Genomic DNA, 13,537 nt, shown 5'->3' with positions numbered 1-13,537 from the left:
ACAGGCAGATAGGGGCGTAAAAAAGCCGGGATAACCCGGCCTTTTCTGAATGCTCGAGAGGCTTAGACCAGTTCGATCACGTCGAACTTAACTTCACCGCTGAGATCCGCTTCGTAATCAACGCCCTGCACACCAAAGCCGAACAGACGCAGGAACTCGGCCTTATAGCCCAGATAATCGGTCAGCTCATTGATGTTGTTGTCGTTGATCTGCGCCCAAATTTCACGGCAGGTGTTCTGCACGTCGTCACGCAGTTCCCAGTCGTCCAGACGCAGACGGTGCTTCTCGTCAGTGTCCGGTGCTGTGCCGCTGTACAGCTTGGTGGCGAACAGGCGCTGGATTTGCTCGATGCAACCTTCGTGGATCCCCTGCGCCTTCATGATTTTGAAGACGATGGAGATATACAGCGGCATCACCGGAATGGCAGAGGAAGCCTGAGTCACTACCGACTTCAGCACCGCAACGTAAGCCGCGCCGCCTTTGGCCTTCAGCTTCTGATCGATGGCCTGAGCCGCGCGATCCAGATCTTCTTTTGCTTTGCCCAGCGTACCGTGCCAGTAGATTGGCCAGGTCAGATCGGTACCGATGTAGGAGTATGCGACAGCCTGCACGTTGTCTGCCAGCACGCCGGCTTCGTCCAGTGCGTCCATCCACAGCTGCCAGTCCTGGCCCCCCATCACTTTGACGGTATCGGCAATTTCTTGCTCGTTGGCAGGTTCAACCACGGCTTCGACCAGCACGTCTTTATTGGTGTCTAACGCCACGGATTTGTACGGTTCGCCGATAGGTTTCAGCGCCGAACGCACCACTTCACCGGTTTCAGGCATTTTACGCACCGGAGAGGCCAGCGAGTAAACCACCATGTCGATCTGGCCCAGGTCCTGTTTGATCAGGTCAATAACGGTTTGACGGCATTCGTTGGAGAATGCGTCGCCGTTAATGCTTTTCGCGTACAGGCCTTCTTCTTTAGCTGCCTTATCAAAACCGGCAGAGTTGTACCAGCCGGCAGAACCGGTTTTGCCTTCGCTGCCAGGCTTTTCAAAAAATACGCCGATGGTGGCCGCACCGCTGCCGAACGCGGCATTGATACGTGACGCCAGGCCGTAACCGGTAGAGGCGCCAATCACCAGCACCTTTTTAGGCCCGTTTTTCAGTTCGCCACGGGATTTAACGTAAGCAATTTGCTCGCGGACGTTGGCCTCACAGCCTGCCGGATGAGCGGTGGTGCAGATAAAACCACGAATTTTAGGTTTGATAATCATAGTAATTTTGTCTTGGTAGCTAAAAACCGAAGGACAATATACCTGATTTTCACAATATACTTAAGACAGGAGCATTGCAGAATCGCAACAAGCCCAGTGAGCAGACCAGTGTCGCCCGGTAAACCCCGGCCACAGAAGGCGCTCATAAAGCGTGATGGCTTGGGGGATGAGGTCAAAGAACCTTACGGCAGATTGGGCAATTCACGCTGGATGGGATTGGTATCGCGCAGCCCCAGGTCAGGATTTTCGGCCCTGACCTGCCGGGGCGTCATCAGACCTTCTTCTTTTCCAACTGTTCAACCAGCGTATAGCGCAATGAGGATGCATCGGCCGGTACGTTTTCAACCTGGGTCACCTTAACCTTCAAACGATAGCGGTAGCCCGGTTCAAAGTCGAAGCCTTCAATCTGGCTGTAAAACATTTCCCACTGCCCTTGTATTGAATGACGCACCTGCATGCATTTCATTGGGGAGACACCCATGCAATCCACCAGCGCACTGTTAACCAGCAACACTTCCGTATGGTCACCCTTGTTTTTGTTGGGTTGGTTCACTGAGGTTCCCTCTTGGCTGCAGCCAGCCAGGCCGGCTAAGGCAACAAATAATAACGCTTGGATTTTCAATGTAATGCACCATTGACTGTTTGGGTGGGAGGGGATAGTAACAAAGCCATTGGCGCTGAGGCCAGCGGCATGCTCCGAATTTATCGGCGAACCGGGGGAACCGGCCCGCCGTTTTTTCAGAACTGCACGTCCACCGTTTGTATCAACTGGGCAAAAGGCCCCGACAGAGTCAGATTATGATGCCTGATTATCGCCTCGGCGTTCAGCACCGGCGTATCGCTGCAGCTGTGCGCATCGGCGACCAGTAACGCCTGAAACCCCAGCTCGCCCGCCTGCCGACAGGCGGTATCCACGCAATATTGCGTCTTCATTCCGGTTATCGCCAACCGGGTGATGCCACCTTCGTTTAGTTGCCCGGCCAGACCCGTTTGATAAAAACAGCTGGGCCGGTTTTTATCGATAACCCTGTCCACTGCCGTATCGATTGCCAGGCGCGGATGCAATTGCCAAAAATGGCTGCCTGCGGCGATCGGTGCCCCCTCCGGCCCGGCATGGCGCACAAAGAATATGGGGCAGCCCGCATCGCGCGCCCTGCCAATCAGCACGTTGATATTAGCCAGAACGCGTTCGCCTTCATAAGGCGGCTCCGGGCCCTCGTACATGCCGAGCTGCATATCAATGATCAAAAGTGCGGTACGGTGATGATGTTGTTGCATGTGGATCTCCGTCGTTACCAGCCAGGACGGAGCATGAAGACACCCCGGCCATTGCTGGCGGGGCTTTGGGGAACTGCGTTTTTAGCTCACGCACACCCTTACAGCCCGCCAGAAAAAGGCGGTATTTGGCCGTAAAATGCGGAACGTCGCTGAAAAGGGAGCCGTTGAAGACGGAAAAATAAACAATGCGCTGGATACCGGCATCGGCTGCGAGGTCAAGAGTGACTAACGCCTGGGTCAGCTCATCCGGAAGAACGGCGTTAAGCAAAAAGAGGGTCGTCACACCCTGCAACGCCGCCCGCATGCTGTTCAGATCGGTCATATCGCCGGTGACTGTTTTCACACCTGCAGGAAACGCCGGATTTTTCCCAGCCCGAACCAGCGCGCGAACGTCTGCGCCTTTCGCGGCAAGGATGTCAATTACGTGGGAACCGATGGTTCCGGTACTGCCTGTTACCAGAATAGTCATAACTTTCTCTCTCAGAATCGATAGTGTGAGGTAAGAGGTCAGCCTGTCACCTCACCGTTAGCGGTGAAAATCAGCCGATCAGCAGCGGTGCCAGCTGCGACCCCGCCTCCGTTGCCCAGCTTCCCGCGAGTTCTGCTATCAGCTGGTTGGTGGTGGTCAACGTCACGCCACTCTTTTCCATCCGGCGAAGCGCAATATCGTCAGCCATTTTCGTCGGCGATCCGCCGGCATCAGCCACGACCTGTACGTCAAAGCCCTGGCTGACCAGCGTCAGGGCTGGGTAGACGGTACAGACGTCATTAGTCACGCCGGCGATAATGAGTTTTTTGCGGCCGGTGGCCAGCACGGCGGCGGCGAAATTTTCATCCTCCATTGCATTCACGATCCCCAGCCGCTTAATGCGGGCGTCAAATGCGGAAGGCAGAAGCGCCTGTAGTTCAGGCAGCAGCGGCCCCTGGGCATGGTCTTCCATGCTGGAGGTCAGAATTACGGGCAACTCCAGGACTGCCGCGGCTTTGGCAAGTATCAATGCGTTGCGCTTCATCTCCTCAAAGGTCGTTGAGGTTACCCATCCCATCGTGCCGACCTGGTGGTCGATAAGCAGCATGGCGGCATTTTCACTGGTGAATTTTTCAAATTTCACGGTATTACCCCACAATGTTCTTTGTTCAATAAAAGCCTGAGTGAGAGGCTGAATTTATCTCGCAGCAATCAAACTCAGGGTTCCGCTTTTCTTCATCATCTGCTCAGACTTGCCTTGAGCAGAGCAGACACAAGCGGGTTAAAAGAGAATGCGCCCGATCACAAGATGGATAAAGAGGGTAAAATAGAAAACACTATTCCATAAATGGAGCAATAGAATGGTACTTCTGAACGACATCGCATTGTTTGTTGAGGTGGTCAAAACCCGGAGTTTCAGAGGCGCGGCAGAGGCTCTTGGGATGCCGAACTCCACGCTTTCGCGACGAATCAGTTTGCTTGAAAAAGAGATTGGACTGCGCCTGATGCATCGCACCACGCGCAAGATGGAACTCACTGAAGCCGGTCTGATTTATTATGACCGCTGCCGCAGGATTGTTGATGAAGCGAGGCTGGCGCACGAACAGCTGGGCCAGATGCTGGTACAGCCCACCGGCCTGCTGCGTGCATCGCTATCGGTAGACTTTGCCAGCGTCTTTCTGGCCCCCATAATTGCAGAATTTTCAGCAAATTATCCGGGTATCAGTTTTGAATTTGATTATACGCCCCGCCAGGTGAATTTGATTTCCGAGCCTTTTGACGTAGCCATCAGACTGGGTGAGCCTGCAGACTCCAGTCTTATTGCCCGGAAAATAGCCCGGCTGCCCCGCTATCTTTACGCCTCACCTGAGTACATCAGGAACCATGGCCAGCCCGCCCATCCTGATGAGCTCATTGTGCACGAATGTCTTCGCATGAGTACGGACTCCAGCTCGTACTGGGAGCTTTTTCGGGGGCAGGAGTGCGTAAAAATAACCCCTCAGGGAAAATTTCTGATGAACAGTGTGGGCATGATTAAGCGGTTTGCAGCGATGAATTTAGGTGTAGGGTTGCTGTCGGCAGAGCTGGTTCGGGAAGAGGTTAAAAACGGAGAGTTGGTACAGATGTTACCTGAATGGCAAGCTTCCGCTGTTTCAGTTTATGCCATAACAGAAACGAGGCTGTTGCCGGCAAAAACGCAATGCTTTATTGATTTCCTTAGAGAAAAACTGAGCTGAATGAATGTTTTTGATAGTCTGTGCTCAGTTGAATGACAGTATCTGATTTCAGCAACCTATGATTCACGCAAAGCGGCGTGAAGGTTATGCAGCGTCTGCCAAGAGATTGCTGACGCCGTAAGAGCATGTCCGCGCTTCTGGCACGAAGCAGTCCGGCGGGCATTCGAACTAAAGGCTTTGTCAAAAATCAGGAATAGCATTGAGTGATAGCCCACCTACACCCCATGGAATTCGAAGCCTGGCTGGTCATTCATATGAGGATGAATACGGAAAAGAGTTCACCCAGAAATTGCTCGGACATAAGTCGATTAAGATGACAGTTCACGACTTAGATCGTCGTCAAAAGGAATGGATTATGGTTTAGGCCGGGTATGAGATTTCGGACGAGTTTCAGCTTGAATGTAATTTTTACCTTACAAATCAAAAATATAAAAAAAGACCGAATACGATTCCTATATTCGGTCTAGGGAAATGGCTCTTGGGAGAGAGCCGTGCGCTAAAAGTTGGCATTTTGTGCAGGGCTTGTTCAGCCATGCACTTTAAGAGTAGCTTACCGCGCTAGTTTTGCCAGCCTCGCACAGGGGTAGTGACAGTTACGTTTTGAAATTAATTCCGCGCAATTTTTCAGCACCGATTAACTTCTGGCTAAACCATTGTGGGGCAAGCCATTAGTTCGCACACAGCTTTTCGGCGCGCTCACGATATGGCTCTGTGCTCATTTTTTTGCCGGGATTGGCAGCGTCATCCAGCAGGATCACATCCAGCGGCTGAGCGCGCTGCTGCCCCGCTTTCACCTGCGCTTCTGCGGCGGCGTTGAGCGGGTATTGCATCAGCGTGCTGTTGTTGAGCACAAACAACGCGCCGCCGCTGCGGCATTGCAGCGTCACCTCTTCCTTGGTGAACGCCCATTGCTTACCGTATTCCAGCTTGGTGATGTTAACCAGTTGGTCTGCCGCCAGCGCGCCGGTCGCGGTGGCCAGCAGCGTAATGCCAAGTAATACCGATTTCATGTTATGGCCTTAAGGTTGCTATTTGATTCAATTTTCCCGCAGTTTAGGGGCATCCGGCAAGCCGCAATATTACACCGGCGCATAGGTTGCAAATAAACTGACCAGCAGCAGTACGCACGCGCCGAGCACAACCTCAATCCAGCAGGCAAGCACCAACCCACGCTGTGCCAGCCTGGGTGCGCTGCTCATCGCCGGTACGATGGCGTAACGGTTGGCCAGCGCCACCATGACCATCAGCGCCACCAGCGCGGTTTTGAACAACAACAGACGCTGGTATGGCGAAGCCACGTCCAGCGGCCAGTTGCCGAGAATAATCAAACTGTTAATTACGCCGGTCAATATCACCAACGCCACCGCCAGGTGCCCCCAGCGTGAGAAACGTATCAAGGTGCTCACCGCGTCGCTGCGCCATTGCGGCTGGGCAAGATAGCGCAGACAGAGCAACAGCGGCAGCAAGCTGCCGAACCAGTAACCGGCGGCCAACAGGTGCAGTGCATGGTTAAAACGGTGCAGCACGCCGAGTGCACCCCCATGCATCGCCGCATGGCCGATAAACGCCATGCTGACCAGCAACAACGTGGAAAGCAGCGCCAAAAGCCGTACACGGCGCCGATCCGGCAGCCACAGGCTTAACAACGCCAGCAGCGACATGCCCAAATGCCAGCGCCAGATCTCGCCGAAGGTGGTGCCCAGTACCGCCCACCAAACCTCGGGTTGCCAGGTATCGGCCCAGCCATCCCCCATCTGCCCGGCTTGAATAGCCAGCAGCGCCACGGCAGAAAGCCCGGCAAGCCAGGTGCTGGAGACCAGCAGAGGACGCACGTCACGAGAGAGATACGGGGAAAGGCGCTGCGGCGACAATAAGGCGGTGAACAGGCTGGTGCCAAACATCAGCATCACCGCCGCAAAGTGCACAAAGCGACACAGAACAAACAGGGCCGCCAGACTCATAGCTTAGTTGACGGTGAAACTGTACTGGCCTTTGGTTTTATGACCGTCGACCGAAACCACATGCCAGCTGACGTTATATTTACCGGCAGCCAGATCGTCTTCGATAGGCAAATTGATCTGGGTGCTGTTGTTCGCGTCGAGCTGCAATTTACCGGTTTTCACTTTGGCGTCGTTCGGGCCGGTGATTTTCACGCCGCTGAAGTTAGGCTCAATACCTTCGGAGAAATTGAGCGTCAGCACCTTCGGTGCCGGGCTGACGATGGCATCTTCCGCCGGCGTCTGCACTTTTAAATGGGCATGCGCCAGCGCCTGCTGTGAAGACAGCCCGACAAACAGCACGAAAATGGTAGAAAGCAGGCGATACGAAGAGCGAATTTTACCGATCACAGTGATATCCCTTAAAGCAATAATCGAGGGTGATAAGGGTTAAGGCCGGCAGCCGTAACCCACCGCAGATGATTGCGCCACGGGTAAACAGAAGGAGCGGGAATAACGGCTAACCCGCTGTTTTGACTCTCTACCCTCCCTGTAGCGTATCGTATTAAATGATAACGAGACTCGATCCGTAAGTCGAGCAGAACGCTGGCATTCTGCGATCTGGCAGCACGTATCGCTGTAAAACCACGTTAAATCCAGGGCAAAAAAAAAGCGCGCCAGGCAAAGCCCGACACGCGGTTTTTCAGCGAGGGTTATCAGCCCTGGCCGTTTTCACCGGCTGCACCCATTTTCTTCAGATCTTTATCGATGAAGAACAGAGCCTTGCCGCTGTTGCCCACCAGCGCCAGTTTATCCAGCACGGATTTGAACAGTTTCTCTTCTTCGTGCTGCTCAGCGACATACCACTGCAGGAAGTTGAAGGTAGAGTAGTCATGAGCGGTCATTGCCGCGTGCGCCAGTTCGTTGATCTGGCGAGTAATCAGTTGCTCATGTTCGTAAGTCTGTTGGAACACGTCCGCCAGGGATTCGAACTCAACCGGCGGCGCGGCGATGCTGCCCAGCAGCGGCAGGGAGCCGGTATCGCTCAGATAATCGAACAGACGTTGCATGTGCTGCATCTCTTCCTGAGAATGCTCTTTAAGAAATGCGGCCGCGCCCTCAAAGCCTTTATCGCTGCACCATGCACTCATTTGCAGGTACATGTTGGCGGAATAAAATTCCAGATTCAGTTGCTCATTCAGCTTTTTGGTCATTTCTTGCGTCAGCATAATTATCCCTTTTATTTTGCAGGTATCGATTTAATTTTTCCGTATTATGCCTCGGTAAGAACAAAATAAAAACACCTGATTTAAATTACGCTAAGTTTTATTTTTAAAAACATAAAAATCAACTAGTTATATTAAAACTCAATTATTCACTCAAATTATTATGATAACTATTTTCATCTGTATATTTAACCAAAAAGCGAATCATTCTTATTTAATAAAATAAATAGATTGCATTGCCTTCATCATAATAAATAATCGCTGATGGCCAACGTTATTCCCCCCGCCCTGCTCTCCTTGCGCTTCAGGCTTGCCAAGCGCCGCCGGGTGCATTACCTTCTGCGCTGATCCAATGCGGTGACAGTAAGGAGAATACGGTGGGTTACAATCTGGCAGAGCTTTCCAAAGAAGAGATGGACAAAGTGAACGTTGATCTCGCGGCTTCCGGCGTGGCGTTTAAAGAACGCTATAACATGCCGGTGATCCCAGAAATGGTTGAGCGCGAGCAGCCGGCGCACCTGCGCGATTATTTCCGCGAACGCGTGGCGTTCTATCGCGTCGAATCACACAAGTATTCGCGCCTGCCGTACGAGCCGAAATCCAGGTAAAAAAAACCCGCCGTTATGGCGGGTTTTGCGTTATTTTGCGGCAAACCTGTCGGTAGCCAGCATCAACTGATGCAGGATACCCGGTTCATCGAAGGAGTGTCCGGCCCCCTCGACGATATGCAACTCCGCCTCCGGCCAGACCTTCGCCAAATCCCAGGCATTTTGCACCTGACAAGCCATGTCGTAACGGCCATGGATGATCACCGCCGGGATATGGCGAATCAACGAAACGTTGCGCAGCAACTGGTCATCGCTGTCCAGGAAGCCCTGATGGGTAAAGTAGTGGTTTTCGATGCGGGCGAACGCCAGCGCAAAGTCATCCTCACCAAAGGAGGCGGACTCGGTGCTTGGCAACAGCGTTACCGTCTCCCCTTCCCACACGCTCCACAGCTTCGCCGCTTCGAGCTGCACTTGCAGATCCTTTGAGGTCAAACGCTGGCGGTAGGCCGCGATCACGTCCTTGCGCTCTTCTTCTGAAAGAATCGACAGCACGCGTTCCCATTTCTCCGGGAAGAAGCGTGAAGCACCATCCTGGTAATACCAGCTCAGCTCCTGCTTGCGCAGCGTGAAAATACCCCGCAACACCAGTTCGCTAACGCGCTGCGGATGGGTTTGCGCATAGGCCAGCGCCAGCGTCGATCCCCATGAGCCGCCGAACACCAGCCATTGATCCACACCGGCCATTTCGCGCAGGCGTTCAATGTCCTGCACCAGGTGCCAGGTCGTGTTGTTGTCCAGGCTGGCGTGCGGTTTGGAGCGGCCGCAGCCGCGCTGATCGAACAGCAGCACCTTATAGCGCTGCGGATCGAACAGTTGGCGGTGATAGGAGGAAATACCGCCGCCCGGCCCGCCATGAATAAATACCGCCGGCTTACCCTTAGGGTTGCCGCTCAGTTCCCAGTAGATCCGGTGGCCATCCCCTGTGTCCAGCCAACCGCTGTCATACGCTGCTAACGGCGGGTACAAACCTCGTAATTGTTCCATGGCGCTTCCGTCTCTCTGTGGTCGTACCCTCATAAAAGCCGAAGCGGCCCATCAGGTCAACGGTAAAACCCGAAAACTCCTACAGTCTCCAACAAGTTAACGTGCGTTTGCTTAAAATGACTGCAAAATGCCCTTTGCCCCAGGCAGCCAATCTTCGCATCAGCCTCTCTTGCGCAAGTGCGGCTCACGCATTTCCTGAGCGGTTTTCGCTTCAATGCTCAGTTCCGCCGTGGGTCGCAATAGCAGACGTGCCAGGCCAATAGGTTCTCCGGTTTCCAGGCAGTAGCCATATTCGCCGTTGTAAAGCCGGGTCAGCGCCGCAGCGATCTTTGGCAGCAAGCGGCTTTCGCGATCCAACTGGCGGAACAGCAATCGCAGGTCTTCTTCACGCGCGGCTTTATCCGCTTCGTCGCCGGTCACCTCACCGCCGTCGATGTCACGTTTCAACGCCTCTATGTGCAGCAGCAGTTTTTGCTGCTCCTCCAGCAGGCGTTGGCGAAAAAACGCCTGCTGTGCCGGGTTCATATAATCAGACTCCGGCATGGCCAGGAGCTGCTGTGGGTTTAACAAGGAAACGACGGTCATTGCGCTCTCCGGTAATCGTTAATTTGTTACATTATAACATAACAAACCAATTGAGCAGCCTTTCATAAAAAAACAAAATACTCACGCTTAACAAGCGATTGACCAAAACATACGTTTTCATGCTTGCAACCAACCGGCGTAAGGTGGTTAATGGCTAAGCAAACCACCCACCCATAGGTAACTGAGAGGCCAACATGAGTAAGGGAATGGATAGCAAGAAAAATGCGAAGAAGAAGCCGTTGAAAACCCCTGCAGAAAAACGTGCAGGCAAACGCGCCAAAAAAGAGCAAACGTCCGGCGAGTAAGCGAACTTCTAACCGTAATTAAACCCGCCGAGGCGGGTTTTTTGTTGGCTGAAATTACCGAAGTGGATATCGATGCCCCCTTGTCTACGCCGCCGGCCTGTGGGCTTCTCAAACCGGTTACCCCACCGACAGCGCTAATTTGGCAAGTTATGCGCAACAACATGGCATTGTCGCCTTGATGGCTAACCGTGCCGGCCCTACCGGTGACGGGGTCCCTCGCAATATGGGATGCCAGCGTACCGGGTAGCTCCCAGGGGGTGCTGATTGCGGAAAACCGCCCCAAAGGTTGGCACGGGCGCTACTGCCGGTTAAGCTGATGCTGTGCCGTTGCCCCTGAGGAAACCATGATTTTACGCGTAATAGACACTGAAACCTGCGGGTTGGACGGCGGCGTGGTGGAAGTCGCCTCCGTCGACCTGATCGACGGCCACATCGCCAACCCGATGAGCGATTTGGTCAGCCCCGATCGGCCTATTGGCATTGATGCGATGGCTATCCACCATATCACCGAACAGATGGTCGAGGGTAAACCGCGCATCGCGGTGGCGATCGGCCGCTATCTGGGCAGCCCCTACTATGTGGCGCACAACGCAGCCTTTGATCGCGGCGTGCTGCCGGAAATGCGCGGTGCCTGGATATGCACCATGAAGCTGGCGCGCACCCTTTACCCGGACATCAAATACGGCAACCAGTATCTGCGCTACGCATTGAATCTGGAGGTGCAACTGCCGCAAGACACCACGCTGTACCCGCACCGGGCGCTGTACGATTGCTATGTCACCGCTGCGCTGCTGCAACGCATCATCAAAGATTCAGGGTGGACGCCGGAACACATGGCGCAAATCACCGAACAGCCGGTGCTGCTGAAGAAATTCAAATTCGGCAAGTATCGCGGGCAGGAAATTGATCGCATTGCGCAGGAAGATCCCGGCTATCTGCGCTGGATGTTGAAGTCCATTGAAGATCTCAGCCCGGACATGAAGCATACGCTGAAATACTATCTGATTGGTTGAAAAAGCGGGCGGCAACCGCCGCCCGCCTGCAGGTTACTCCGCCAGCGCCAAAATAAAGGCGTATTCCAGCGCAATATCCTCATAGGCTTTGAAACGCCCGGACTTGCCGCCGTGGCCGGAATCCATATCGGTATACAGCAGCAGTTGACGATCGTCGGTTTTCAGCTCGCGCAGCTTCGCCACCCACTTGGCCGGTTCCCAGTACTGTACCTGCGAATCGTGCAGCCCGGTGGTCACCAGCATGTGCGGGTAATCTTGCGCTTTCACCTGATCGTACGGGCTGTATTGCTTGATGTAGTCGTAATACGCCTGCTCGTTCGGGTTGCCCCATTCGTCGTACTCGCCGGTGGTCAGCGGAATAGACTCATCCAGCATGGTGGTGACCACGTCGACAAAAGGCACCTGCGCCACAATACCGTTAAACAGCTGCGGTGCCTGGTTGATCACCGCCCCCATCAACAGGCCGCCGGCGCTGCCGCCCATGGCGAAGACGCGTTTGGCGTCGCCATAACCCTGTGCGATCAGCGTTTCGGTCACGTCGATAAAATCGTTGAAAGTATTTTGCTTCTTGAACAGCTTGCCGTCCTCATACCACAGCTGCCCCAGTTCGCCGCCACCGCGAATGTGCGTCAGGACGAAGACGAAACCGCGATCCAGCAGGCTCAGGCGGCTGGCGCTGAAGGCCGGATCCATACTGCTGCCGTAAGATCCGTAGCCGTAAACCATCAACGGATTGCTGCCCCGGACGAAGCGATCCTGGCGATAAACCAGCGAGACCGGCACCTCGACGCCATCACGCGCTTTCACCCACACCCGCTCGCTGCGGTAATTTTCCGGCGTGAAGTTTTTCACTTCCTGCTGCTTGAGCATTACGCGCTCGCCGCTGTCGAGATTAAGCTCATACAGCGTGGTCGGCGTGGTCATCGAAGAGTAGCCGTAGCGCAGCAGTTCGGTTTCCGGCTCCGGATTGTAGGCCAGCCAAGTGGTATAGGTCGGATCGTCAAAAGCGATACGTTTCACTTCACCGCTCTGCCAGTGGATCTGGCGCAGTTGGGTCAGGCCTTCGCTGCGCTCTTCCACCACCAGCCAGTCACGGAACAGGCTGAAGCCCTCCAGCATCACCTCGAGACGCGGAGCGATAAGCTCCTGCCACTGCGCTTCATCCGCCTGCTCGCTCTGATACAGGCCAAAGTTCTTGCCGTCCTTGTTGGAGCGGATATAAAAATGCTGATGGTAGTGATCGATGCCGTATTCATGATCCTTGCGGCGCGGCACGAACATCTGCGGCGTGCTGTCGGCGCGATCGGCGTCCAGCAGCAAAATCTCCGAGGTGGTGGTACTGCTCAGGTGGATCAGAATGAAACGTTCGGAGGTGGTTTTTTCCAGCCCGACATAGAAGGTATCGTCCAGCTCTTCGTAGATCAGTTGGTCGTGCTGCGGATCTGTGCCCACCACGTGGCGATACACCTGGTATGGCAGCAGCGTTTTGGCGTGCTTGCGCACGTAATAAACGGTGGCGGAGTCGTTCGCCCATTCGAAGCTGCCGGAGGTGTTTTCCAGCACTTCGTCGGCCCAACTGTCGTCGCTCAGATTTTTAAAGCGAATGTCATACTGGCGGCGTGACAGGAAATCCTCCGCTACCGCCAGTTTATGGTTGTCCGGGCTGACTTCCAAACCGCCGAGGGTGTAAAACTCACGTTGTTCAGCGCGCTGATTGCCGTCGATCAGCGTATCCCAACGCTCACTTTCCGCCTCTGGTTGACGAACATAAATCGCGTATTCGTTGCCCGGCTCGAAACGGGTCTGATAACGGTAACCGTGCCTGACGTAAGGCACCGAGTGCTCCTGCTGGGGAATACGCGCCACCATCTCTTCATACAGCGTTTCACGCAGCGCCTGCTGCGGTTTCAACATCGCATCGGTAAAGGCGTTTTCCGCTTGCAGATAGTCCAGCACCTGAGGATCTGCACGCTCGTCGTCGCGCAGCCAATAGTAGTCATCCACGCGCGTGTCGCCGTGGGTGGTGATGGGATAAGGTCGTTTTTCTGCCTTAGGGGGTGTCATCATTGCTAAATCATCCGCTTACCTTGATTAAGGCAAGAGTGACACGATTCCCCCCGGCTTGCCAAGCGGC

15 protein-coding genes and 1 pseudogene are annotated in these 13,537 nt (G+C 54.3%); 4 read left to right on the top strand and 12 right to left on the bottom strand.

What is annotated here, in order from left to right; genetic code table 11:
• Positions 1-62 precede the first annotated feature (62 nt).
• The 5 genes from fabV to JK621_RS08425 all read right to left on the bottom strand — a co-directional run bounded on the left by fabV (position 63) and on the right by JK621_RS08425 (position 3,652).
• A complete protein-coding gene (gene fabV / locus JK621_RS08445; RefSeq protein WP_212559406.1) occupies positions 63-1,262 on the bottom strand; it encodes an enoyl-ACP reductase FabV in 1,200 nt (399 codons plus the stop codon).
• Positions 1,263-1,533: 271 nt separating this feature from the next.
• Complete coding sequence (locus JK621_RS08440; RefSeq protein WP_212559405.1) at positions 1,534-1,884, bottom strand: DUF4377 domain-containing protein; 351 nt, start codon at positions 1,882-1,884, stop codon at positions 1,534-1,536.
• A 116-nt stretch (positions 1,885-2,000) separates the two neighbouring features.
• Positions 2,001-2,540 (bottom strand): cysteine hydrolase family protein, encoded by a 540-nt coding sequence (locus tag JK621_RS08435; RefSeq protein WP_212559404.1) that lies wholly within the window; start codon positions 2,538-2,540, stop codon positions 2,001-2,003.
• Positions 2,500-3,009 (bottom strand): SDR family oxidoreductase, encoded by a 510-nt coding sequence (locus tag JK621_RS08430; protein ID WP_249337157.1) that lies wholly within the window; start codon positions 3,007-3,009, stop codon positions 2,500-2,502. The genes JK621_RS08435 and JK621_RS08430 overlap by 41 nt, the downstream gene beginning before the upstream one ends.
• A gap of 70 nt (positions 3,010-3,079) precedes the next feature.
• Positions 3,080-3,652: an isochorismatase family protein gene (locus JK621_RS08425; RefSeq protein WP_212559403.1), complete on the bottom strand. Its 573-nt coding sequence runs from the start codon at positions 3,650-3,652 to the stop codon at positions 3,080-3,082.
• Positions 3,653-3,869: 217 nt separating this feature from the next.
• Between JK621_RS08425 and JK621_RS08420 the strand changes: the two genes are divergently transcribed.
• Complete coding sequence (locus JK621_RS08420) at positions 3,870-4,745, top strand: LysR family transcriptional regulator (protein ID WP_212559402.1); 876 nt, start codon at positions 3,870-3,872, stop codon at positions 4,743-4,745.
• 187 nt (positions 4,746-4,932) lie between these two features.
• A pseudogene (locus JK621_RS08415) lies at positions 4,933-5,109 on the top strand (tyrosine-type recombinase/integrase); the annotation flags it as partial.
• 304 nt (positions 5,110-5,413) lie between these two features.
• Here JK621_RS08415 and JK621_RS08410 read toward each other — a convergent pair.
• The 4 genes from JK621_RS08410 to ftnA form a co-directional block, all read right to left on the bottom strand.
• Entirely contained in the window at positions 5,414-5,755 is a 342-nt protein-coding gene (locus JK621_RS08410) for a YebY family protein (RefSeq protein WP_004943126.1), read from the bottom strand.
• Between the two features lie 69 nt (positions 5,756-5,824).
• The gene (gene copD / locus JK621_RS08405; RefSeq protein ID WP_212559401.1) at positions 5,825-6,706 is read right to left on the bottom strand and encodes a copper homeostasis membrane protein CopD; all 882 of its coding nucleotides are present in this window, start codon (positions 6,704-6,706) and stop codon (positions 5,825-5,827) included.
• A 3-nt stretch (positions 6,707-6,709) separates the two neighbouring features.
• Positions 6,710-7,093 (bottom strand): CopC domain-containing protein YobA, encoded by a 384-nt coding sequence (yobA, locus tag JK621_RS08400; RefSeq protein ID WP_212559400.1) that lies wholly within the window; start codon positions 7,091-7,093, stop codon positions 6,710-6,712.
• Positions 7,094-7,398: 305 nt separating this feature from the next.
• Positions 7,399-7,911 (bottom strand): non-heme ferritin, encoded by a 513-nt coding sequence (gene ftnA, locus JK621_RS08395; protein ID WP_212559399.1) that lies wholly within the window; start codon positions 7,909-7,911, stop codon positions 7,399-7,401.
• A 374-nt stretch (positions 7,912-8,285) separates the two neighbouring features.
• Here ftnA and JK621_RS08390 point away from each other — a divergent pair, with 374 nt between their 5' ends.
• Positions 8,286-8,516 (top strand): DNA polymerase III subunit theta, encoded by a 231-nt coding sequence (locus JK621_RS08390; RefSeq protein ID WP_004943118.1) that lies wholly within the window; start codon positions 8,286-8,288, stop codon positions 8,514-8,516.
• A gap of 30 nt (positions 8,517-8,546) precedes the next feature.
• Here the strand turns inward: JK621_RS08390 and pip are convergent, their stop codons facing one another.
• Complete coding sequence (gene pip / locus JK621_RS08385; RefSeq protein WP_212559398.1) at positions 8,547-9,500, bottom strand: prolyl aminopeptidase; 954 nt, start codon at positions 9,498-9,500, stop codon at positions 8,547-8,549.
• Positions 9,501-9,659: 159 nt separating this feature from the next.
• Positions 9,660-10,085: a TraR/DksA C4-type zinc finger protein gene (locus JK621_RS08380; protein ID WP_212559397.1), complete on the bottom strand. Its 426-nt coding sequence runs from the start codon at positions 10,083-10,085 to the stop codon at positions 9,660-9,662.
• Positions 10,086-10,734: 649 nt separating this feature from the next.
• Here JK621_RS08380 and exoX point away from each other — a divergent pair.
• Positions 10,735-11,403 carry an exodeoxyribonuclease X gene (gene exoX / locus JK621_RS08375; protein ID WP_212559396.1) on the top strand — a complete coding sequence of 223 codons (669 nt, stop codon included), beginning with the start codon at positions 10,735-10,737 and terminating at the stop codon, positions 11,401-11,403.
• Positions 11,404-11,436: 33 nt separating this feature from the next.
• On the opposite strand, the gene JK621_RS08370 is transcribed toward exoX, so the two are convergent.
• Positions 11,437-13,470, bottom strand: coding sequence for a S9 family peptidase (locus tag JK621_RS08370; RefSeq protein WP_212559395.1), 2,034 nt, complete (start codon positions 13,468-13,470; stop codon positions 11,437-11,439).
• Positions 13,471-13,537 lie beyond the last annotated feature (67 nt).

It is taken from the genome of Serratia plymuthica, assembly GCF_018336935.1.
GTDB classification, from domain to species: domain Bacteria; phylum Pseudomonadota; class Gammaproteobacteria; order Enterobacterales; family Enterobacteriaceae; genus Serratia; species Serratia plymuthica_B.
The sequence above is the reverse complement of the archived record's forward strand: the minus strand, read 5'-3'. Positions and strand labels throughout refer to the sequence as shown.